Source organism: Rhodococcus sp. 06-462-5 (assembly GCF_002258315.1).
GTDB lineage: Bacteria > Actinomycetota > Actinomycetes > Mycobacteriales > Mycobacteriaceae > Rhodococcoides.
Window position 1 is genome coordinate 1 of record NZ_NOYD01000008.1, and the last position, 21,205, is coordinate 21,205.

Genomic DNA, 21,205 nt, shown 5'->3' on the forward strand with positions numbered 1-21,205 from the left:
CCGCACCGGCGGCGTCGAGTCCCCGCAGAATTTCGTTCTGATCGCCGGGCGGCACGTCGTTCCAGCTCGGCGCGGTGGTCATTTCGGTGCGCAGACCCTCGACCGATGCGGCGCGATCGGAGATTCCGGTTTGCTCCAGCGCATCGATCGACGGCAGAAACTGGGTGCAGGTTTGCTGGTAGAGCGCTTCACCGGTGACGCCTGAGGTTGCGTCGGTCGGAGCAGCAGGCTCGGCAGCAGGCGGCGGCTCGGAAGCGGGAGCCGGCTCGGGCGCGGGCGAGCGCGCGTCGACCGTGGTGGTTGCGGGGACTGTCGTGGAAGTCGCAGTCGTCGTCGGTGCGGCGACGGTGGTGCTCGACGCTTCCTCGGTCGACGGGTCGTTGCCACATCCGGCAACCGAGACGGCGACGATCAGCCCGAGCAATCCGGTCGCGATTTTTCCGTTCATCGCAACTGTGTACCACCTGCGGCTCAAAGCAGGGTCTGCGCACGTCCGGTGATGGTGCTCAGCGCCGTCGACCAGGCGAGGTTCTTCGGGTCGAGGAACGCTCCGTGGCCGGCACCGGGCAGCACGACGAGCTCGGGATCGGTACTGCCTGCCTTCGTGGCGGCGTCGACGTAGACGCGGCTCTGGTTCACCGAGACGGTTTGATCGGCGTCACCGTGCAGCGCGGTCAGTGGAACGTCGAGGGGGAGGTATTCGATGGGTGAGGCGATCTTGTAGCGTCCGGGCACCTCGTTCGGCATGCCGCCGAGGAAGGCAGGCACGAACTTGTCGCCGCCGATGTCGGCTGCCCGCTTCATGTCGAAGACGCCGGCCATGATTGTGGCGCTGCGGGGCTTGATCTTCGGTTCTGCTCCGGGCGCATCGACCGGCATCAGGTGTCGAGCAGCAACCCATGCGGCGAGTTGGCCACCGGCCGAATGTCCGGCGACGTGGACGCGATCGAGATCGAGTCGCCCGTCTGCCGCACCCTGTACGACGGTTGCCAGTGCCTCGGTGGCGTCGTCGACGTCGGAGAGGGTGTTGGCCCAGTTGTTCGGGCCACGTCGGTACTCGACGTTCCACACGGCGATGCCCTCGTCGGCGATGGCCGTCGACATCTGCTGGAAGTAGGACAGGTCGAGGTCTTCCTGCCATCCGCCGCCGTGAATCATCACCACCACCGGGAGCGAGGTGGCGTTGTTGTCGGGGAGGTACAGGTCGCCGATGTTGTCCGGTTCGTATCCGTACTTCAGTCGGATGGGATCCCCGGCCGGGCCCGATACCGGTTGCAGCGCAGCCGAATACGTCTCGGCGGTACTCGGTGAGGAGTCGGTGTCGGCCGAACTGCAGCCGACCAACGCGACCGTCAGCAGACCGGAGAGGAAATGACGACGATTCACGCGCGCTGCGCCGTCCACTCGAGCAGTTCGGTGAGGGGCCAGGTGTTGATCACGCGCTCGGCAGGCACACCCTGCGCTCCGGCGCGGATGCAGCCGTAGCCCTGCCAGTCGAGCTGGCCTGGTGCGTGGGCGTCGGTGTCGATGGAGAACAGGCAGTCGCGCTCGAGGGCGATGTCGATCAGTCGCTCGGGGGGATCCTGGCGCTCGGGTCTGGCATTGATCTCCACCGCGGTGCCGAACTGGCGGCAGCCCTCGAACACCACTGGGGCGTCGAACGTCGATTCGGGTCGGGTGCCGCGGCCACCTTCGACGAGCCGTCCGGTGCAGTGGCCGAGGACGTCGACATGCGGGTTGGCGATGGCGGTGACCATGCGCTTGGTCATCGTCTTGGAGTCGGCTCGCAGGTTGGAGTGCACGCTCGCCACCACCACGTCCAGCTCGGCGAGCAGACCCTCGTCCTGGTCGAGGGATCCGTCGTCGAGAATGTCGACTTCGATTCCGGTGAGGATGCGGAACGGTGCGAGCCGCTCGTTGAGCTCGGCGATCACGTCGAGCTGTGCGCGCAGGCGCTCGGCGGTGAGGCCGTTGGCGACCTTGAGGCGCGGGGAATGATCGGTGAGAGCGCAGTATTCGTGGCCGAGCCGCGCGGCGGTGCGCATCATCTCCTCGATGGGGCTGCCGCCGTCGGACCAGTTGGAATGGGTGTGCAGATCGCCCTTCAGCGCGGCGCGAAGTTCGTTGTCGCCGATGGGTTCTGCCGCGTCTCGTCGCTCGCGGAGATAGTCCGGGACGTCCTGAGTCAGAGCCTGGCGAATGATCAGCGAGGTCTTGGCTCCGATACCGGTCAGCGAGGACCAGCTGTCTGCCTTCTCGTGCTCGGATCGTTGTGCGGGCGTGAGAGATTCGACGACATCTGCGGCCCGGCGGTAGGCCTTGACGCGATGGGTGTCCGCGCGAGAGCGTTCGAGCCAGAAACCGATCTCTCGAAGTGCGTCCACCGGATCCATGCGGTCCATTGTGCCTGGCGGTACCGACACGTGTTCACGGGGTAAACGGACAAAACTCTCAGGGAGTTACCAGGTCGCTCACTCCCCATCGGCTTGAAGCTGCAACTACCATCGGCAGTCATGACCAAGAAATGGTGGATCGTAGGAGTAGTTGTCGTCGCCGTGGTGGCGCTCGGGCTGTACTTCGGCCCCAAGATCTATGCATCGCTGCAAGAAGACGACGCCCCGGCAGCATCGGTGTCCACCTCGGGCGCGCAAGCCGCCAGCACCGAGAGCATCGATGGACGGTGGATCGTCACCCCAGGTGACGCTGCGAACGCGACCGCCGCGGGCTACACCGTCGACGAGCTGCTCAACGGGTCCGATGTCACCGTCGTCGGGTCGACGACCGAGGTCGCGGGCAACGTCGTCATCGCCGACGACACCCTCACCGAGGGGCAGGTGGTCGTCATGACCAACTCGATCAGTACCGACAGTGATCGTCGTGACAGCCAGTTCCGCGGCAACATCTTCGACACCGCCACCTACCCGACGGCGACGTTCAACATCGACTCGCCCATCGATCTGTCCTCGCTGCCCAAGGACGGCACCACCGAAACCGTCACCGCCGAGGGCACTTTGACGCTCAAGGATCAGACGCGTCCGGTCTCGGTGGAGATGGAGGTGCTGCAGTCCGGTGACACGCTCATCGCGTCGGGCGCAATTCCCACCACGTGGACCGATTACGGCATCGAACCGCCGTCGCTCGGCTTCGTCACTGTCGAGGGCTCGGGAACCGTCGACTTCCTGATCAATCTGAGTCAGCAGTAGCGCGTTCTCTCGCGGTCGCAGGCGACCATCCCGGCGGTCCGACGAGATATCCGACGCGTTCCTTCCACGACCGCGATGCCGCAACGTCCCGCGCGATGTTGCGGTATTCGTGTGTCTGGAGGGTCCAGATGTTGAACGTGTCGACAGGCTTGGTGAGTCCGTAGTTGGGTCGCTCGACCTCCTCGGCGTACGTGCCGAACAGGCGGTCCCAGATGATGAGGATGCCGCCGTAGTTCTTGTCCAGATACTGCGGATCGCGGCCGTGATGGACGCGGTGATGCGAGGGCGTGTTGAAGACGAACTCGAACGGACGCGGCAGTCGGTCGATGCGCTCGGTGTGCACCCAGAACTGGTAGACGAGGTTGATCGAGAAGCCGACGAACACCATCCACGGCGGCATGCCGAGCAGGGGGAGCGGTAGCCACATGATGACCTCGCCGCTGTTGTTCCACTTCTGTCGCAGCGCCGCCGCGAAGTTGAAGTATTCGCTCGAATGATGGGCCTGATGCGTCGCCCAGATCAGTCGGGTTCGATGCGCGATGCGGTGATAGCCGTAGAACAGCAGGTCGACGCCCAGGATCAGGATCACCCACGTGTACCAGGCGTCGGCCGGAAGATGCCACGGCGCGACGTAGACGTAGATCGCCGTGTAGCCGACCAGCGCCAACGCCTTCCAGGCCGTTGTGGTCGCGATGGACACCAGTCCCATGCTCAGGCTCGAGCGCGCATCCCGAGCCGAATAGCTACCCCGCTCACCGTCTTCGAGCTTCGCGGCCGCAATCCACTCGATCGCCAACAGCAGTGCGAACGCGGGAATGGCCAGCGCGACGGGATCGCGCAGCGGTTCGGGCAGTGCATTCCACGCCGAACCGATCCACTCGCTCATCGAACCTCCCGCGTGACAATTAGAGGTTGAGTGTAACGCTTCCTGGCCGGTTTCCCCACGGCTCGTACCGTGGAAGGGGCATCGGCCGAAAGAGCGGAGTCGAACTTGTTGCAGAAAATCGCGTTCACGATCGGACAGGTGGTCGAGTCGGCGTTGGGTGTCGTCGGTATCCGAGTCGGTACCGAGGAACCGCCGCACACGAGCCGTCGACTGACCGATGCGGTGGAGATCCGTCGTTACGAACCACGCATCGCGGCGCAGACCATCGTCGACGCCGATGAGGAAGAGGCACGGCAGGAGGGTTTCCGCCGCCTGGCTCGATACATCTTCGGTGGGAACGGGGGCAAGAAACGGGTCGCGATGACCGCTCCCGTCAGTCAATCACCGGCAGGGTCGCAGAAGATCGCCATGACTGCGCCGGTATCGAGTACACCCGGCAGCGACGGGTGGGTTGTTCGGTTCTTCATGCCGTCCGAGTGGACGATGGACACGCTGCCCGAGTCCGACGACGACCGCGTGACGTTGACGGAGGTTCCGGCGGAGACGGTCGCCGTACTGCGTTTCAGCGGTGGCCGCGGCCGAGGCGACGTCCAACCGCAGATCGCGGCGTTGACCGATGCGTTGCGTGCCGAGGGCATCGAGATGCTGGGTGAGCCGATGACCTGGTTCTACGATCCTCCCTGGACCTTGCCACCGTTGCGTCGTAACGAGGTGGTCGTGGCGATACCGGACGGTTCATGACACGTCGGGGTGGTCAGGTGAACACTCGCTAATTCCCTACTGCGATGGTAGGAATTGAACGTGCACATCACGGCCAAGGCGGACTATGCGGTTCGCACGCTTGTCGAACTCGCGGCGGTCGGTGGGCAGCGGCCCGCGAAGGCCGAGGCGCTGGCCTTGGCGCAGGGCATACCGCACAAGTTTCTCGAATCGGTGCTCTCGGATCTGCGTCGCGCAGATCTCGTGTGCAGTAGACGGGGACCCGACGGCGGCTACTGGCTCGCGCGGGAGGCGTCGGACATTTCTGTTGCCGATGTGATGAGGGCCGTCGAGGGCCCGTTGGCGTCGGTGCGCGGTCAACGGCCCGAGGACGCGGAGTATTCCGGTCCGGCCGAGCCGCTCACCCGGGTGTGGCTGGCCGTACGCGTCAATCTGCGTGCAGTGCTCGAGGCGGTGTCGCTGGCGGACATCGTCGAGAACGACCTGCCGGACTTCGTCGGGGAACTGATCAGCGAGCCGACCGCGTGGGCGCGTCGATGACCTGAGTCACATCCTGTGCCGGCTGTGGCGGGATCGACAAAATTGCACACCACTGCAAACTTGCAGAACAGTGCAAGTTCCGTAGGTTGGTAAGCGTGACTTCTCCGACGGGCCTTCGTGATCTGAAGAAGGCCGCCACCCGCGACGCCCTCGGCATGGCCGCTGTGCGTCTGGGCAAGGAGCACGGCTTCGACGCGGTCACCGCCGACGCCATCGCGCACGAAGCGGGAGTCTCCACCCGCACGTTCCACAACTACTTCTCCAACAAGGAAGAAGCAGTTCTCCACCACATCGAAGTGTCTGCCCTCGAATGGTTCGAGCTCCTGCGCGCCAGGCCGTCGACCGAACCGATCTGGGACTCGTTGCGGCACATCGCAATCAACCTCGTCGCGGACCCCGGCCGGGATCTGGACGACACCTTCGCAGCAGCGCGGCTGATCGAAGCCAACCCCGCCCTGATGGCCCGCAAGCTCGAGATGCACCAATCGCTGACCCGCAAACTCGGCGAAGCCATCGCAGAGCGCACCGGCACCGATATCGACACCGACCTCTACCCCAACCTGCTCCAGATGGCCGTGGGTGGTGCTGTGACCGCCGCTCTGAACATCTGGGTCAACGACTCTGCAGGCGCATCGACGCCGAGGGCCCTCATCGAGGACGCCTTCGACCAACTGCGCGCTGGACTTCCCGAGCCGCAACCGTCCGAACCCAACCGAGGAGCTTGACAGTGGCCACCTATCTCTACCGAATCGGAAGATTCGCGTACCGACGCAAGGGCATCGTCCTCGGACTGTGGCTTGCAATTCTGGTGCTCGCCGGAGTCGGCGCAGCGACGCTGTCCGGTCCCACCGCGAACTCCTTCAGCATCCCGGGAACGCCCGCGCAGGCTGCACTGGATCTGCAGTCCGAGCGGTTCGGCTCCGCCGAGGATCCGCTGACCGCCGTCAGCGCCGAGTACGTGTTCCAGGCACCCGACGGGCAGACGCTGGACACTCCGCAGTACACCTCGGCCATCGATGCCAGCATCGCCGAGATCGAGAAGATCGACGCGGCCAAGCCTGCGGAAGGTGCTCCGGCACTGGCCAATCCGGTCGCGGCCAACCAGTCGATCATCGAGCGGTACACCGAAGCGGCAACGGAGGCCGGGACCCCGGCCGACCAGGTGGCCGCCGACGCCGCTGCCACGTCACCGCTGAGCCCCAACGGCAACGTCGGCACGGTCACCGTGCCGATCAACGTCGAACTCGCCGACGTCACCGACCAGATCCGTACCGAGCTCGACGAGGCCGCGCAGCCCGCTCGTGACGCCGGCCTGACCGTCCTGCTCGGCGGCACCGTCGCGCAGGAGAACGTTGCGCCCGGTGGTACGTCGGAAATCGTCGGCCTGGCCGTCGCCGCCGTCGTGCTGCTCATCATGTTCGGATCCGCCGCGGCCGCCAGCTTGCCGCTCATCACCGCCATCGTCGGAATCGGTATCTCGAGCCTGGCGATCACCACGGCGTCCGGCTTCGCGAGCCTGTCGTCGTTCACGCCGGTGCTCGCGATCATGATCGGTCTGGCTGTCGCGATCGACTACTCGCTGTTCATCCTGGCGCGCTATCGCCACGAACTGACGTTGACGGACGACCGAGAGGAAGCCGTCGGACGGTCCGTCGGAACCGCGGGCTCGGCCGTGGTGTTCGCCGGTGCCACCGTGCTCATCGCTCTCGTCGCCCTGCGCGTCGTCGGGATTCCGTTCCTGTCCCAGATGGGCCTCGCCGCAGGTTTCGCGGTGTTCATCGCGGTGCTGATCGCACTGACGTTCCTGCCTGCCATGCTCGGCCTCTACAAGGGCAAGGCCTTCGCGGGCAAGATCAAGGGCGTCAACACCACCGACCCGGAAGACCCGAACGCCACGCCCACCAACGGACTTCGCTGGGCCCGATTCCTGGTCAAGCGGCCCGCGCTGGGACTCATCGGCGGCATCGTGCTGCTCGGTGTCATCGCAGGACCCACCACCGGTCTGTCGCTGGCACTGCCGTCCACCGCGACCGCCGACCCGTCGACGCCTGCACGTCAGGCCTACGACGTCGTCGACGAGGGCTTCGGACCCGGACGCAACGGCCCACTGCTGGTCATCGCTGACGCCTCAGGCGTCGCCGAGGCCGATCGGACGGCGTCGTTCGGCAAGGTCGTCGAGACCATCACCGGTCAGTCCGACGTCACCAACGCGCAGATCATCGCCGTCAACGAGGCCGGGGACACCGCACAGATCCTGGTCACTCCGTCGTCCTCACCGAACAGTGAGCAGACGAAGAACCTCGTGGCGAATCTGCGCGACGCCGAACCGGGCGTGGTGGCCAGCGACGGCGTCTCCTACGGAGTCACCGGTCAGACGGCACTCGAGCTCGACGTCTCGGAACGCCTGCAGGACGCGTTGGTTCCGTACCTGGCAGTGGTCGTCGGCTTGGCCTTCGTACTGCTGATGCTCGTGTTCCGCTCCATCCTGGTGCCGCTGACCGCAACGCTCGGCTTCCTGCTCAGCGTGCTCGCGACCTTCGGTGCCACGGTGTTCATCTTCCAAGAGGGCGGCCTCGGCCTGATCTCCAACCCACAGCCGATCGTCAGCTTCATGCCGATCTTCCTCATCGGTGTGGTGTTCGGCCTCGCGATGGACTACCAGGTGTTCCTCGTCTCGCGCATGCGTGAGGAATTCGTTCACGGAGCTGCCGCCAAGGACGCCGTCGTCAACGGGTTCAAGTACGGCGCACGCGTGGTCACCTCGGCTGCAGTCATCATGATCTCGGTGTTCGCCGCGTTCATCGCCGAGCCGGACTCGTTCATCAAGTCCATCGGATTCGCGCTCGCCGCTGCCGTGTTCTTCGACGCGTTCGTCGTGCGGATGGTGCTGATTCCGTCGGTGATGGCCCTGATGGGCGACAAGGCCTGGTGGCTGCCGAAGTGGCTGGACAAGATCCTGCCCAACGTCGACATCGAAGGTGCCAAACTGAAGACGGCCCCGGAGAAGTCCCGGTAGTTCCGGCTGCAGGCCGGTCGGCCGAAGATTACCCGCAACACTCGAAAAACGGAGAGACTGTTATCCATGTGTACGAGTAATCTTCGGCCATCATGCTGATTCCCCTGCTGCGCACGTATCTGGCTCCGTACAAGATGCCGATCGTCGCGCTGGTTCTGCTGCAATTGGTCGCCACGCTGGCGGCCCTGTTCCTCCCCAGTCTCAACGCCGACATCATCGACAAGGGTGTGACCACCGGCGACACCGGCTACATCCTCTCGGCCGGTGGCGTCATGCTGCTGGTGTCGGCGGTGCAGATCATCAGCTCGGTGGCGGCGGTGTTCATCGGTGCACGCGCGGCCATGGGCGTCGGACGCGACCTGCGCGGTGCCATCCTGCACCGCGTCGGCACGTTCTCCGCCCGTGAGGTCGGCCAGTTCGGTGCGCCGTCGCTGATCACCCGCAACACCAACGACGTTCAGCAGGTGCAGTTGGTGATCGTCATGGGGTTCACCATCGTCGTGATGGCCCCGATCATGTGCGTCGGCGGCATCGTGATGTCGCTGCGCGAGGATCTCGGGTTGTCCTGGATCCTGATGATCGCGGTTCCCGGGCTCGCGATCTCCATGGGCCTGATCATCGTCAAGATGGTGCCGGCGTTCCGCTCGATGCAGAAGCGCATCGACGCGGTCAATCGTGTTCTGCGTGAGCAGATCACCGGAATTCGCGTAGTGCGAGCGTTCGTTCGCGAGGATTTCGAGATCGACCGTTTCGGGGCGGCCAACAGCGCGCTCACCGATACCGCCCTGCGCGTCGGACGGCTCATGGCCCTGATGTTCCCGACGGTCATGCTCATCAGCAACGTCACCAGCGTTGCCGTCATCTGGTTCGGCGGTCATGCGATCGACGACGGCACGATGCAGATCGGCTCTCTCACAGCGCTTCTGAGCTACATCATGCTGATCCTCATGTCGGTGATGATGGCGTCTTTCATCGCGATGATGGTGCCCCGTGCGTCGGTGTGTGCCGATCGCATCAGCGAGGTACTCGCCACCGAATCCTCGGTCGTGTTGCCCGACAAACCGAAGACTTTCGCGTCCTCGCCGGGAACGGTCGAGCTCGTCAACGCCGAATTCTCGTTCCCCGGAGCCGAATATCCGGTGCTGTGTGGGGTGAACCTGCGGGCCGAAGCAGGCAAGGTCACCGCCATCATCGGCGGTACCGGCTCGGGAAAGTCCACCCTCGTCAACCTGATTCCGCGACTCATCGACGTCACCGGCGGTGAGGTACGCGTCGGCGGGGTCGATATCCGCGAACTCGATCTGGACCTGCTGCGCTCCGAGATCGGCCTGATTCCGCAGAAGCCGTACCTGTTCTCGGGCACGATCGCGAGCAACCTGCGCTACGGCAAATCCGATGCCACCGACGAGGAATTGTGGGAGGCACTCGAGATCGCGCAGGGAGCCGACTTCGTTCGCGCCATGCCCGAGGGACTGGAAACACCCGTCGCGCAGGGCGGTACGACGGTATCCGGGGGTCAGCGGCAACGTCTCGCCATCGCCCGCGCGTTGGTCCGCAAACCCAGCATCTATCTGTTCGACGACTCGTTCTCCGCGCTGGACCTCACCACCGACGCCAATCTGCGTGCGGCTCTGAAGGCAGTGACGCGAGATGCGTGCATGATCGTTGTCGCTCAACGTGTCTCGACCATCATCGACGCCGATCAGATACTCGTACTCGACGACGGAAAGCCGGTAGGTGTGGGTACCCACGACCAATTGATGGCCGATTGCCCCACCTACGCCGAGATCGTCGACTCGCAGCACGCCGTGGGTGCACTGTGACCGCGCAGGTGGCGAAGGCGGAAGAGGAAGACGCCGCCCCCGTCTCCAAGACTGTGAAGCCGGGAACCAAGGCCCGCAACTTCAAGGGCTCGTTCAAACGACTGATCGGCCTGCTCGCTCCCGAGCGAGTGTTCCTGTCGATCATGCTGGCGTTCGGTATCGCCAGCACCGTGCTGACCGTCGCCGCGCCCAGCGTCCTCGGACACGCGACGGACCTCATCTTCAACGGTGTCGTCGGCCGCGAGCTCGATCCGGGTCTGACCAGAGACCAGGCCATCGACCAGCTGCGCGCGGATGGGAACGACTCCGTCGCAGATCTGGTGTCCGGGACGAACCTGACTCCCGGAGCCGGAATCGACTTCGGTGCGGTCGGAACCGTGCTGATGTGGGTCCTGGTTCTGTACGTGCTCTCTGCGGTGCTGGCCTGGGCGCAGGGATACATCCTCAACATCGCCCTGCAGCGTCGAATCCTGTTGCTGCGCGGCAGCGTCGAAGCGAAGGTGCATCGACTGCCGCTGAAGTACTTCGACAACAATGCTCGCGGCGAGACGCTGAGCCGCGTCACCAACGACATCGACAACGTCTCGACCAGCCTGCAGCAGACACTGAGTCAGTTGATCACGGGCATTCTCACCGTGCTGGGGATCCTCGGCGTCATGATCTGGATCTCGCCGTTGCTCGCTCTCGTTGCGGTACTGACCATTCCGGCGTCGTTCGCGGTCACCGCCGTCATCGCCAAGCGCTCACAGCCACACTTCGTCGCGCAATGGAAGCACACCGGCAAGCTCAACGCGCAGATCGAAGAGACGTACACGGGCCACGAGATCGTCAAGGCCTTCGGCCGTCAGGCAGACGTGGAACGCGAATTCGGCGACCGCAACGAGAAGCTGTTCCAGTCGAGCTTCCGGGCGCAGTTCATCTCCGGCATGATCATGCCCGTCATCATGTTCCTCGGGAACATCAACTACGTGGTCATCGCCGTCGTCGGCGGGCTGCGGGTCGCGTCGGGCACGCTCACGCTCGGTGAGGTGCAGGCGTTCATCCAGTACTCGCGTCAGTTCACGCAACCGCTCACCCAGGTGGGTTCGATGGTGAACCTGGTGCAGTCGGGCGTCGCGTCGGCCGAGCGAATCTTCGAGGTCCTCGACGCCGAGGAAGAAGACGCCGACCCGGTCGATGCAGTGCGGCCCACCGAGCGCCGAGGACGCGTCGAATTCGAGAACGTCTCGTTCGGCTACTCTCCCGACCGTCCGCTGATCGAGAACCTCTCGCTGGTTGCCGATCCCGGTCATCTGGTCGCGATCGTCGGACCGACCGGTGCGGGCAAGACCACCCTGGTGAATCTCATCATGCGGTTCTACGAGATCGATTCCGGCCGCATCACCCTCGACGGCGTCGACACCATGAAGATGACCCGCGAAGAACTGCGCGCCCGTACCGGAATGGTGCTGCAGGACACCTGGCTGTTCGGCGGAACCATTCGCGACAACATCGCCTACGGCGACCCCAGTGCCAGCGAGGAGGAAATCCTCGAGGCCGCGCGCGTGAGCTACGTCGACCGATTCGTGCACTCGTTGCCCGACGGCTACGACACGATCATCGACGAGGAAGGCAACAACGTCAGCGCCGGTGAGAAGCAGCTCATCACCATCGCCCGCGCCTTCCTGGCCAAGCCGCTGATCCTCATCCTCGACGAGGCCACCAGCTCGGTCGACACCCGTACCGAACTGCTGGTGCAGAAGGCCACCGCGAAGCTGCGCACCGATCGCACCAGTTTCGTTATCGCGCATCGGCTTTCGACAATCCGCGATGCGGACACCATCGTGGTGATGGAGAACGGCAGCATCGTCGAGCAGGGCAATCACGAGGAACTGCTCGCGGCCAGGGGTGCCTACTTCCGCCTGAATGCGGCTGGAGCCGCAGTGGCAGGAATAAGTGCCTCAGAGGGCACTTAACCGCACCACTGCCGCGGAGCGGCATACTGACGCGGTGAGTTCCTCCAGCTTCGGCTTCGATATCGGCACCCGGCTCGACGGTGAGCTGGGCCGCACCGGCACCATCCACACCCCGCACGGTGACATCGCCACCCCCGCGTTCATCGCGGTGGGTACCAAGGCGACCGTCAAAGCGGTGCTGCCGGAGGCGATGAAGGAACTCGGCGCGCAGGCTGTGCTCGCCAATGCGTACCACCTGTATCTGCAGCCGGGCTCGGACATCGTCGACGAGGCGGGTGGGCTGGGCAAGTTCATGAACTGGGATGGGCCGACGTTCACCGACAGCGGCGGATTCCAGGTCATGTCGCTCGGTGTGGGCTTCAAGAAGGTCATCTCGATGGACGCTTCTCGCGTGCAGTCCGACGACGTCATCGCCGAGGGCAAGGAACGGCTCGCACACGTCGACGAGGACGGGGTGACGTTCAAGTCCCATCTCGACGGCTCCAAACATCGGTTCACCCCCGAGGTGTCGATGCAGATTCAGCATCGCCTCGGAGCAGACATCATGTTCGCGTTCGACGAACTGACGACCCTGATGAATACCCGCGGCTACCAGGAGAAGTCGGTCGATCGGACGCAGGCGTGGGCCAAGCGATGCGTCCTCGAACACGAACGACTCACGGTCGAGCGCGCCGACAAGCCGTACCAGGCGCTGTTCGGAGTGGTGCAGGGCGCGCAGTACGAGGATCTGCGACGCAAGGCTGCACACGATCTCGAGACCATCACCGGAGAGACCGGCAGAGGATTCGACGGCTACGGCATCGGCGGCGCACTCGAGAAGCAGAACCTCGGCACCATCACCCGGTGGGTGAACGAGGAACTGCCCGAGCACAAGCCGCGTCACATGCTCGGCATCAGCGAGCCGGACGACTTCTTCACCGCCATCGAGAACGGTGCCGACACCTTCGATTGCGTCAATCCCTCACGGGTGGCGCGCAATGCGGCGATCTACGTGCCGACGGGCCGTTTCAACATCAACACCGCCAAGCATCGACGCGACTTCACCCCGATCGACGAGAACTGCGACTGCTACACCTGCGCGCACTACACCCGCGCGTACATCCATCATCTGTTCAAGGCCAAGGAAATGCTCGCGTCGACGCTGTGCACCATCCACAACGAGCGCTTCACGGTCAAGCTCGTCGACGACATCCGTGCCTCCATCGATCAGGGACGCTTCGCGGAATTCAAGACGGAGTTCTTGGGTCGGTTCTATGCTGCGAAAACTGCGTGAGCTGATCTTCGAGCTCCGAAATACGCTGTAGCAGTTCCAGTTCCCGCTCGGCTGCCTTGCGCTGGTAGACCTCGGACAACTCCGCGAGGTATGCCGCGTCGTAGCGGGGGATGATGCTGCGGGTGCAATTCCAGTCGAAGGCCTCGACGTCGATGACGACGCTGCGCTCGCACGTGGCGGCGACGGTCGTGTCGCCGATCTTTCTCAGTCGGTCCAGTAGTTCGGGGTCGTCGGCCTTCTCGACGGTGCGTGCCCGGCCGTAGAGCTTGAGCCGTTGCCGCAGAGGGTAATTCACCAGAAACAGTGCGACGCGGTCATCGTGGTCGAGATTCGCAGCCGTGACGTACTGGTGGTTTCCGGCGAAATCGGCGAAGCCGAGAGTGTGATCGTCGAGGACCTGCAGGAAGCCTTTCGGCCCACTTCGATACTGGATGTAGGGCCACCCGGTCTCGGCGACGGTGGCGATCTGGAACTGATCCAACGCGCGTATCATGGCCTTCTCGCGAGTGTCGAGAGGCGTCGGGCCGTCGTCGGGACGCTCGGTCTGCGAGCCGTAGGCGGTGTAGCTGCCGTCGATCTTCTGCCGCGCAATCGCAGCAGGGCCGAACATCAAGTGGTGATAGTGGTTGTTCGGCGGCATCTCACGGTGTCCTGGGATCGGTCAGCTCGGTCTGCATGGTGTCGACGAGCTCGCCGACGAAGCTCTCGAACTCCGCGAGCATGTCGGGTGGGTACCGGGCCATCATCGTGTCGAGACGGTTACCCAGGGGTCCGAAGAACTCGTCGGCCATCTCGTGCACGCTGGACCCACTTCGTAGTGTCACGGTACGTCGATCGGTGCCCTCTCGTGTGCGCCGGACGTGTCCGGCCCGTTCGAGTCGGTCTATCAGTGTCGAGGTGGCCCCTGAGGTGAGTTGTACTCGCTCTGCCAGTCGAGACGGGGACAACGGGACACCGCGTTCTTCGGCGTAGACGATCTCCATCAGCGCTTCTCCGTCGGTGGGGTGCAGTCCGGACCACTGGGCGAACTGTCGGCTGAATTGGTTGAAGGCGGATCCGTACATTCGCAGCGCCTCCATCAGGCGGGTTCGTTGTTCGGCAATGTCGGACCGATCGTCGCTCATCGAATCGCCTCGCTTCTCCTGCATGGTGCCCCGAGTGCACGGAGCTGCGTTGACAATCTACCGATCCTCGATATAGCTTCACCGTAAAGTTACTTTATCGTGGAGGTAGTTCGATGACGATGTCCCCTTCGTTGCGCCGTTGGCTCGGTCTGATCGCTATCGCGCTCGGTGTCGCGCTCATCGTGGTCGACACCACGATCGTCAACGTGATCGTGCCGTCGATCATCGACGATCTCGGTATCGATTCCGCTCAGGCGCAATGGATTCAGGAGTCCTACGCCATCGTCTTCGCCGCGCTGCTCCTGCTGGTCGGCCGCATCTCCGACATCGTGGGTGCACGAAGAGTCTTCGTGGCAGGCGTCGTTGTCTTCGGAATCTCGAGTCTGTTGGCCGGTGTCGCCACCAGTGGCGAGTTGTTGATCGGAGCCAGGTTCCTCCAAGGTGTGGGTGGCGCGCTGATCCTGCCGACGTCGTTGGCGCTACTGAATGCGACGTTCACCGGAAAGGCCCGTGGGCAGGCGTTTGCGGTGTGGGGCTCGACAATCGGAGCTGCGTCTGCCCTCGGCCCACTCCTCGGTGGCTGGCTTGCAGAACACGCATCGTGGCGGTGGGCATTCGGCATCAACATCCCCCTCGTCGCCCTGATTCTCGTCGCTTCGCTGTTGTTCATCGATCGCTCGCCGCGCGGCTCCGGACGAATCGACTCACTCGGTGCGGTGCTGTCGATCGCCGGACTCGGACTGTTGGCGTTCGGGCTCATCGAAGGGCGCACATACGGCTGGGTTCTGTCCACGGAGCCATTCGAGTTGTTCGGGGCAACCTGGGGCGTGGGCGTCTCCGTAGTGTTCGTTTCGTTGACGCTGTCCGTATTGACGTTGGCGGCCTTCGTTGTTCGACAAACAGCCCTCAGCCGCGACGCTGATGCGAACCAGGCCTTGATGGACACCCGACTGTTCTCCATCGCTTCGTTCCGCGGTGGCAATATCGCGACACTGCTGATCGGGCTGGGTGAGTTCGGAATCATCGCTGTACTACCGTTGTGGCTGCAATTCACATTGGGATACAGCGCAGTCCAGGCCGGTGCCATGCTCGTTCCCATCGCGATCGGCAGCTTCGTCGCCAGCGGGGCGAGCTTCGCTCTCGCGGCCTCGCTGTCGCCGTTGAACCTGGTTCGGATCGGGCTGGGCCTCGAGGTGGTCGGGCTTGCCGGGCTGGGGTTCGTTGCGGCGGTGGACAGTCCGTGGTGGCACATCGCGATCGTGTTGTTCTTCTATGGAATCGGCGTCGGATTCGCAACTGCTCAGGTGACGAACGTCGTTCTCGACGACGTGCCCGCCGCCAGTGCCGGTCAGGGATCCGGAATTCAGAGTGCCTTCCGGCAACTCGGTTCCGCGCTGGGCATCGCGGTGCTGACGACGACCTTCTTCACCACTCTCGGCTCGCAGGTGCGTGACTCGCTCTCGGGAGTTCCGGATGCCGAGATGCTGGCGCGGTCGATCACCGACAGTGCAGGCGGAGCTATCGCCGGATTTGCGAGCCGCCCCGAAACGGAGTTCGTCGCCGACGCCGCGCGTGACGCTATGACGCACGGGGTCAACCTGGGTGGTTTCATCGCAGCCGGATTCGTTGCGTTCGGACTGCTTGCCACCGCTCTGATTCCGAACCGAACAGCGCAGTCGGTAACGCAGAGCGACGCGCACGAGGACGTCACAGCATGACGGCGTCGTCCGGCGACGAACAGGCCGAGGATCGGGAAAGCGCTCGTCCGGCGACGTTTCTGGACATGTTCGTTGCGATGGATTCCGCCCTCCGCAACCCCGACGAGGGCGGGATCGAACGCAAGACCCGCTGACCGAAGTACTACTGAATGTGTAGTACTTCGTGATGCTGGAGAGGCTACGCCACGTTCGACGCCTTGCCTCTGAGTTCTGCGGCAGCCGGGCGCATCGAGAGTTCTCGTCATCGACCATGCGGATCGTGGAGTTCGACGGCATTCCGATGCAACGGTAGGGCCCATGCCGAAATCGGTGACTCGATGGCGTTCTTCTCTGCCGGCTTGGTCGTCGTCGCCGTGCTGGCAGTCGATCGCGGTCGTGGTCTTGGCTGTTCTGATCGGAACGACGACAATTGTGCAGGTGTACAGAATCGGAGAGTCCGGCGCGCGTGCCGCGTGGGAAGACGTGACAGCGGTCGGCAATGGCTGAACCCGAGCCCGCCCTGCACGAGCACGAACCGCACGGTGATCTGTCGGGTCGGTTGAACTGGCTTCGGGCAGGCGTATTGGGCGCGAACGACGGCATCGTCTCCACGGCCGGCCTGGTGGTCGGCGTGGCCGCTGCCACCACCGATCGTGGGTCGCTGCTCACGGCGGGCATCGCCGGTCTCGTCGCCGGAGCGGTGTCGATGGCGCTCGGCGAATACGTCTCGGTGAGCACGCAGCGCGACGCCGAGCGTTCTCTGCTGATCAAGGAGAAGCGGGAGCTGGCCGAGGAACCCGAGGAGGAGTTGGCCGAGCTGGCTGCGCTCTACGAGGCCAAGGGGCTTTCGACGGAGACTGCGCAGGAGGTTGCGCAGGAACTGACCGATCACGACCCGTTCGCCGCGCACGTGGACGTCGAGTTGGGTATCGACCCCGACGCGTTGACCAATCCATGGCAGGCGGCCGCGTCGTCGGCGGTGTCGTTCATCAGCGGTGCCCTCTTGCCGTTGCTCTCGATCCTGCTTCTGCCTGCCTCGCAACGTATTCCGGTCACGTTCGTCGTCGTGCTGCTGGCTCTGGCGTTGACCGGAACCATCAGCGCGCGCCTGGGCGGAGCGCCGAGTCGACCGGCGGTGACTCGAATCGTGATCGGTGGCGCGATCGCGATGGCCGTCACCTACGCGATCGGCCAACTGGCTGGAGTGGCCGGGATCTGATCGACCGTCCGGCTGAAGATCGAGGTACGGGCTTGCATGCAGCGCTGAGATATTTCGTAATTCTAGCGGACGGCATGATCTTGTAATACTCTGGCGGTATCAGCCCGGCGATTCCGAGGACCAGTCATGAGCGTCGAAGCGAATACCCGCGCGATAGAGAAGAACGTCGTCACCGACTTCAGTGATCGCATGAGCTACGGCTCGTACCTGGACCTCGACACGTTGCTCAGCGCGCAGAAGCCGGTGAGCACCCCCGAGCATCACGACGAATTGCTGTTCATCATTCAGCATCAGACCACCGAACTGTGGCTCAAGCTGGTCATTCACGAGACACTCGCGGCCCGAGCGGCATTGGACGCCGACGACATCGGAACCGCACTGAAATGCGTTGCGCGAGTCAAACACATTCAGAAGACGCTGACCGAGCAGTGGTCGGTGTTGGCCACACTCACCCCGACGGAGTACTCGCAGTTCCGCGATTTTCTCGGCAACTCGTCGGGTTTCCAGTCGTATCAGTACCGGGCGGTGGAGTTCGTGCTCGGCAACAAGAATGCGGGCATGCTGAAGGTCTTCGAGTCGGATCCGGCTGCGCATGAGCTGCTTTCGACTCTGTTGCACCAGCCGAGCCTGTACGACGCCTTCTGGCAGTCGCTGGCGCGGCAGGGCTACGACGTACCGGCATCAGCGCTCGATCGGGACGTCACTGCGGCATACACGTTCAACGAGGACCTGATGCCGCTGATCAAATTCGTCTACGAGAACCACACCGAACACTGGGCGGTGTACGAGGCCTTCGAGGAGTTCGTCGATCTGGAGGAGAACTTCCAGCTGTGGCGCTTCCGTCACATGCGAACTGTGCTCCGTACCATCGGAATGAAGAGCGGGACCGGAGGTTCGAGTGGAGTCGGATTTCTGCAGAAGGCACTCGAACTCACCTTCTTTCCCGAATTGCTTTCTGTGAGAACGGATATCGGACGATGATGCAACGCGCAGACGAACTCGACGCCCAGGATCCACTCCGCGGCTACCGCGACAAATTCCTCGGTAGCGACGACCCGTCGATCACCGCGTATCTCGACGGCAACTCGCTGGGCCGGCCCACCAAGGCAAGCGTCGAACGGATCAACACTTTCATGACCGACGCCTGGGGTGGACGCCTCATCCGTGGTTGGGACGAGCAGTGGTTCGACCTTCCCATCACCATCGGCGACGCCCTGGCCGACGCGACCCTCGGAGCCGCGTCGGGACAGACCACGATCGGCGATTCGACGACGGTGTTGCTGTACAAACTGGCGCGGGCGGCGATCGCCATGCGGCCGGGCCGCACCGAGATCGTCATCGACCGCGACAACTTTCCGACCGATCGCTATCTGCTCGAAGGCATTGCGGCAGAGTTGAATATGACCCTGCGATGGATCGAGACGGATCGCCGCGGTGGTATCGAACCGGAACAACTCGCCGAGGTGGTGGGGGAGAACACCGCTTTGGTGGTGATCACCCACGTCGCCTACCGGTCGGGGTTCCTCGTCGACGTCGCCGAGGCAGCGCGCATCACGCACGCAGCCGGCGCACTGATGCTGCTGGACGTGTGCCACTCCGTCGGATCGGTACCGCTCGAACTCGATGCCTGGGGAGTGGATCTGGCCGTCGGGTGCACGTACAAGTACCTCAACGGCGGACCCGGATCGCCGGCCTTCGCGTACGTGCGCAGTGACCTCCTCGACGATTTCGTCCAGCCGATCTGGGGGTGGATGGGCCGGGCCGATCCATTCGAGATGGCGCAGGGTTACGTTCCGGCACAGGGTATTCGACGCGTCATCAGTGGCACGCCGTCGGTGTTCGGCATGATCGCGATGCAGGACACCATCGAGATGATCGCCGAGGTCGGGATGGACGCGATACGCGCGAAGTCCGTTGCGCTGACCGAATACGCCCTCGAACTCGTCCGCGAGATGTTGGTGCCGTTGGGCGTGGAGATCGCCTCACCCGAGGATTCGACGCGACGCGGCGGGCACGTCACCATCGACCATCCCGAGTTCAAGGCCATCACCGCGCGTCTGTGGGAGCAGGGTGTCATCCCGGATTACCGAGCGCCACAGGGCATTCGCCTGGGGTTGAGCCCGCTGAGTACCTCGTACCGCGAGGTGTATCTGGGAATTGTGGCGATCCGTGACGAATTCCGCGCCTAGCACTGCCGGGGCCATCCTCGACGACTTCGACTCTCGTCCGGGCAGCGCCACCTCGTTGGTGCGTACGGTGCTCGGGGCTTACGTTCGTCCTCTCGGAGGGTGGTTTGCCATCGCCGATTTCGTCGTGTGGATGGACGCGCTCGGAGTGCCGTCGGAGAGCACGCGCATCGCGGTGACCAGGTTGAAGAAGAAGGGTGTCGTCGAACCCCGTAGTCGTGAGGGCCGCGCCGGCTATCGCATCACCGAGCAGGCCGAGGCCATGTTCGCGCGCGGCGACGGACGGATCTTCGGGTTTCGGCGGATGGCCGACGGCGATCCGTTTCGGCTCATCTCGTTCACCATCCCCGAGACCCAACGCGCCGCGCGTCACCAACTGAGGCGTCGACTCACCGGAATCGGCTGCGGCACAGTTTCGCCCGGTTTGTGGATCGCGCCCGAATACCTCGCGGGTGAGGCGGGCGACATCATCGACGCGTTGGGGTTGTCGGAGTACGTGACGAGCTTCGTGGCCTCCGAGGTAGCGCCACCTGCCACACTGCGTCAGAGCGCCGCCGAGTGGTGGGACCTGGCGGGCATCGCCGATCGTCATCGAGCATTTCTTGCTGCGTACGACGGTGGGTCCCCGGCCGGGAACCCCCGCGACGCATTCGTCACGTTCGTGCCGCTACTCGACGAGTGGCGAGTCATTCCCTACGTCGACCCGGGTCTGCCTCCGTGCATGACGCCGGAGGATTGGCCGGGGACCCGGGCGGTCGCGACGTTCGAGGCAGCGCGTGAGCGCTACCTCGAGGTCAGTCGGGAATGGGTCGTCGCCTAACTGCTCTGGTACGACGGTTCGCGCTTCTTGATGTACGAGATGACGCGGTACGTGATGGGCAGGACGAGGACCTCGACGAGTGTTTTCCACAGGAATCCGACGATGACGTAGTTGATGAAGTCGGTCCAGGTGCTGATGCCGATGACCCCGGCGGCGATGGCGCAGAAGATCAGGGTGTCGAAGAATTCGCCGACGACGGTCGAGCCGATCAGTCGTGCCCACAGGTGCTTTTCCTTGGTGCGTTCCTTGATCTTGACAAGGACGTAGGAATTGAGCAGCTGGCCTACGGCAAAGCCGGCCAGACCGGCGAGAACCAGTCGGGGTACGACGCCGACGACGGTTTCGAGTGCCTCTTGGTTCTCGTAGAACGAGGCGGCGGGAAGTTCGATGGCGATCCAGAAGCACACCGAGGTGAGGATCAGGGAGCCGAAACCGAGGTAGATCGCGCGGCGTGCGGCCTTGAAGCCGTAGACCTCGCTGAGGACGTCGCCGAGGATGTAAGCGAGAGGGAACAGGAAGAATGCGCCGTCGGTGTTGATCGGCAGGATCTGCAGCGGTCCGAGCATGACGTCGGAGGAGGCGAAGAAGGCGACACCTTTGCTGGCGGCCACATTCGAGATCAGCAGCGTCGCCACGAAAAGCGCGACGATGGTGGGGTAGTAGCCCCGGCTGATGTGAGCGAAAGTGGCCTGCCCAGACTCGGTGCCGCCGTTGTCGGCGGTGTGTTCGGTAGTAGTCACCGC

The 21,205-nt window shown here is 63.9% G+C and carries 21 protein-coding genes; 14 read left to right on the forward strand and 7 right to left on the reverse strand.

Annotated elements, in window-relative coordinates; genetic code table 11:
• The 3 genes from CH251_RS04155 to CH251_RS04165 form a co-directional block, all read right to left on the reverse strand.
• The coding region (locus CH251_RS04155; protein WP_373454914.1) for a hypothetical protein at positions 1–448 on the reverse strand (448 nt) is incomplete at its 3' end.
• A gap of 23 nt (positions 449–471) precedes the next feature.
• Positions 472–1,386, reverse strand: a complete 915-nt coding sequence (locus CH251_RS04160; protein WP_094612132.1) for a S9 family peptidase — start codon at positions 1,384–1,386, stop codon at positions 472–474.
• Positions 1,383–2,393, reverse strand: a complete 1,011-nt coding sequence (locus CH251_RS04165; protein ID WP_094612133.1) for a PHP domain-containing protein — start codon at positions 2,391–2,393, stop codon at positions 1,383–1,385. Before CH251_RS04165 ends, CH251_RS04160 begins: the two co-directional genes overlap by 4 nt.
• A 120-nt stretch (positions 2,394–2,513) precedes the next feature.
• On the opposite strand from CH251_RS04165, the gene CH251_RS04170 reads away from it, so the two are divergent.
• A complete protein-coding gene (locus tag CH251_RS04170) occupies positions 2,514–3,203 on the forward strand; it encodes a YceI family protein (RefSeq protein WP_094611979.1) in 690 nt (229 codons plus the stop codon).
• Here the strand turns inward: CH251_RS04170 and CH251_RS04175 are convergent.
• Positions 3,184–4,089 (reverse strand): sterol desaturase family protein, encoded by a 906-nt coding sequence (locus CH251_RS04175; protein ID WP_094611980.1) that lies wholly within the window; start codon positions 4,087–4,089, stop codon positions 3,184–3,186. The genes CH251_RS04170 and CH251_RS04175 overlap by 20 nt on opposite strands.
• 105 nt (positions 4,090–4,194) lie before the next feature.
• On the opposite strand from CH251_RS04175, the gene CH251_RS04180 reads away from it, so the two are divergent.
• From CH251_RS04180 to tgt, 7 genes are all read left to right on the forward strand, one after another.
• On the forward strand, positions 4,195–4,830 hold the full coding sequence (locus CH251_RS04180; protein ID WP_256978798.1) for a heme-binding protein: 636 nt from the start codon (positions 4,195–4,197) through the stop codon (positions 4,828–4,830).
• Positions 4,831–4,890: 60 nt separating this feature from the next.
• On the forward strand, positions 4,891–5,349 hold the full coding sequence (locus CH251_RS04185; RefSeq protein ID WP_094611982.1) for an Rrf2 family transcriptional regulator: 459 nt from the start codon (positions 4,891–4,893) through the stop codon (positions 5,347–5,349).
• Positions 5,350–5,435: 86 nt separating this feature from the next.
• Complete coding sequence (locus CH251_RS04190) at positions 5,436–6,074, forward strand: TetR family transcriptional regulator (RefSeq protein ID WP_094611983.1); 639 nt, start codon at positions 5,436–5,438, stop codon at positions 6,072–6,074.
• Between the two features lie 2 nt (positions 6,075–6,076).
• Entirely contained in the window at positions 6,077–8,365 is a 2,289-nt protein-coding gene (locus CH251_RS04195; RefSeq protein ID WP_094611984.1) for an MMPL family transporter, read from the forward strand.
• 92 nt (positions 8,366–8,457) lie between these two features.
• Positions 8,458–10,188: an ABC transporter ATP-binding protein gene (locus CH251_RS04200; RefSeq protein ID WP_094611985.1), complete on the forward strand. Its 1,731-nt coding sequence runs from the start codon at positions 8,458–8,460 to the stop codon at positions 10,186–10,188.
• A gap of 8 nt (positions 10,189–10,196) precedes the next feature.
• Positions 10,197–12,143: an ABC transporter ATP-binding protein gene (locus CH251_RS04205; RefSeq protein ID WP_306436827.1), complete on the forward strand. Its 1,947-nt coding sequence runs from the start codon at positions 10,197–10,199 to the stop codon at positions 12,141–12,143.
• Between the two features lie 34 nt (positions 12,144–12,177).
• The gene (tgt, locus tag CH251_RS04210) at positions 12,178–13,416 is read left to right on the forward strand and encodes a tRNA guanosine(34) transglycosylase Tgt (protein WP_094611987.1); all 1,239 of its coding nucleotides are present in this window, start codon (positions 12,178–12,180) and stop codon (positions 13,414–13,416) included.
• Here the strand turns inward: tgt and CH251_RS04215 are convergent.
• A complete protein-coding gene (locus CH251_RS04215; protein ID WP_094611988.1) occupies positions 13,370–14,056 on the reverse strand; it encodes a pyridoxamine 5'-phosphate oxidase family protein in 687 nt (228 codons plus the stop codon). The genes tgt and CH251_RS04215 overlap by 47 nt on opposite strands.
• A 1-nt stretch (position 14,057) precedes the next feature.
• Positions 14,058–14,540 carry a MarR family winged helix-turn-helix transcriptional regulator gene (locus CH251_RS04220; protein ID WP_094612134.1) on the reverse strand — a complete coding sequence of 161 codons (483 nt, stop codon included), beginning with the start codon at positions 14,538–14,540 and terminating at the stop codon, positions 14,058–14,060.
• A 113-nt stretch (positions 14,541–14,653) separates the two neighbouring features.
• On the opposite strand from CH251_RS04220, the gene CH251_RS04225 reads away from it, so the two are divergent.
• From CH251_RS04225 to CH251_RS04250, 6 genes are all read left to right on the forward strand, one after another.
• Positions 14,654–16,258 carry a DHA2 family efflux MFS transporter permease subunit gene (locus CH251_RS04225; protein WP_094611989.1) on the forward strand — a complete coding sequence of 535 codons (1,605 nt, stop codon included), beginning with the start codon at positions 14,654–14,656 and terminating at the stop codon, positions 16,256–16,258.
• Positions 16,255–16,392: a hypothetical protein gene (locus CH251_RS27370; RefSeq protein ID WP_179273600.1), complete on the forward strand. Its 138-nt coding sequence runs from the start codon at positions 16,255–16,257 to the stop codon at positions 16,390–16,392. The genes CH251_RS04225 and CH251_RS27370 overlap by 4 nt, the downstream gene beginning before the upstream one ends.
• A 344-nt stretch (positions 16,393–16,736) precedes the next feature.
• Positions 16,737–17,456, forward strand: coding sequence for a VIT family protein (locus tag CH251_RS04235; protein ID WP_094611990.1), 720 nt, complete (start codon positions 16,737–16,739; stop codon positions 17,454–17,456).
• A 126-nt stretch (positions 17,457–17,582) separates the two neighbouring features.
• A complete protein-coding gene (locus tag CH251_RS04240; RefSeq protein ID WP_094611991.1) occupies positions 17,583–18,437 on the forward strand; it encodes a tryptophan 2,3-dioxygenase in 855 nt (284 codons plus the stop codon).
• Positions 18,437–19,645: a kynureninase gene (locus CH251_RS04245; protein WP_094612135.1), complete on the forward strand. Its 1,209-nt coding sequence runs from the start codon at positions 18,437–18,439 to the stop codon at positions 19,643–19,645. Before CH251_RS04240 ends, CH251_RS04245 begins: the two co-directional genes overlap by 1 nt.
• Entirely contained in the window at positions 19,626–20,462 is an 837-nt protein-coding gene (locus tag CH251_RS04250; protein ID WP_094611992.1) for a PaaX family transcriptional regulator C-terminal domain-containing protein, read from the forward strand. The genes CH251_RS04245 and CH251_RS04250 overlap by 20 nt, the downstream gene beginning before the upstream one ends.
• On the opposite strand, the gene CH251_RS04255 is transcribed toward CH251_RS04250, so the two are convergent.
• Complete coding sequence (locus CH251_RS04255; RefSeq protein ID WP_094611993.1) at positions 20,459–21,202, reverse strand: queuosine precursor transporter; 744 nt, start codon at positions 21,200–21,202, stop codon at positions 20,459–20,461. The genes CH251_RS04250 and CH251_RS04255 overlap by 4 nt on opposite strands.
• Between the last annotated feature and the right edge of the window lie 3 nt (positions 21,203–21,205).

Coding starts and splice junctions, on each gene's coding strand:
- CH251_RS04165 (WP_094612133.1), bottom strand. CDS start 2,393: ATGGATCCGGTGGACGCACTTCGAGAGATCGGTTTCTGGCTCGAACGC.
- CH251_RS27370 (WP_179273600.1), top strand. CDS start 16,255: ATGACGGCGTCGTCCGGCGACGAACAGGCCGAGGATCGGGAAAGCGCT.
- CH251_RS04225 (WP_094611989.1), top strand. CDS start 14,654: ATGACGATGTCCCCTTCGTTGCGCCGTTGGCTCGGTCTGATCGCTATC.
- CH251_RS04245 (WP_094612135.1), top strand. CDS start 18,437: ATGCAACGCGCAGACGAACTCGACGCCCAGGATCCACTCCGCGGCTAC.
- CH251_RS04200 (WP_094611985.1), top strand. CDS start 8,458: ATGCTGATTCCCCTGCTGCGCACGTATCTGGCTCCGTACAAGATGCCG.
- CH251_RS04240 (WP_094611991.1), top strand. CDS start 17,583: ATGAGCGTCGAAGCGAATACCCGCGCGATAGAGAAGAACGTCGTCACC.
- CH251_RS04175 (WP_094611980.1), bottom strand. CDS start 4,089: ATGAGCGAGTGGATCGGTTCGGCGTGGAATGCACTGCCCGAACCGCTG.
- CH251_RS04170 (WP_094611979.1), top strand. CDS start 2,514: ATGACCAAGAAATGGTGGATCGTAGGAGTAGTTGTCGTCGCCGTGGTG.
- CH251_RS04220 (WP_094612134.1), bottom strand. CDS start 14,540: ATGAGCGACGATCGGTCCGACATTGCCGAACAACGAACCCGCCTGATG.
- CH251_RS04215 (WP_094611988.1), bottom strand. CDS start 14,056: ATGCCGCCGAACAACCACTATCACCACTTGATGTTCGGCCCTGCTGCG.
- CH251_RS04235 (WP_094611990.1), top strand. CDS start 16,737: ATGGCTGAACCCGAGCCCGCCCTGCACGAGCACGAACCGCACGGTGAT.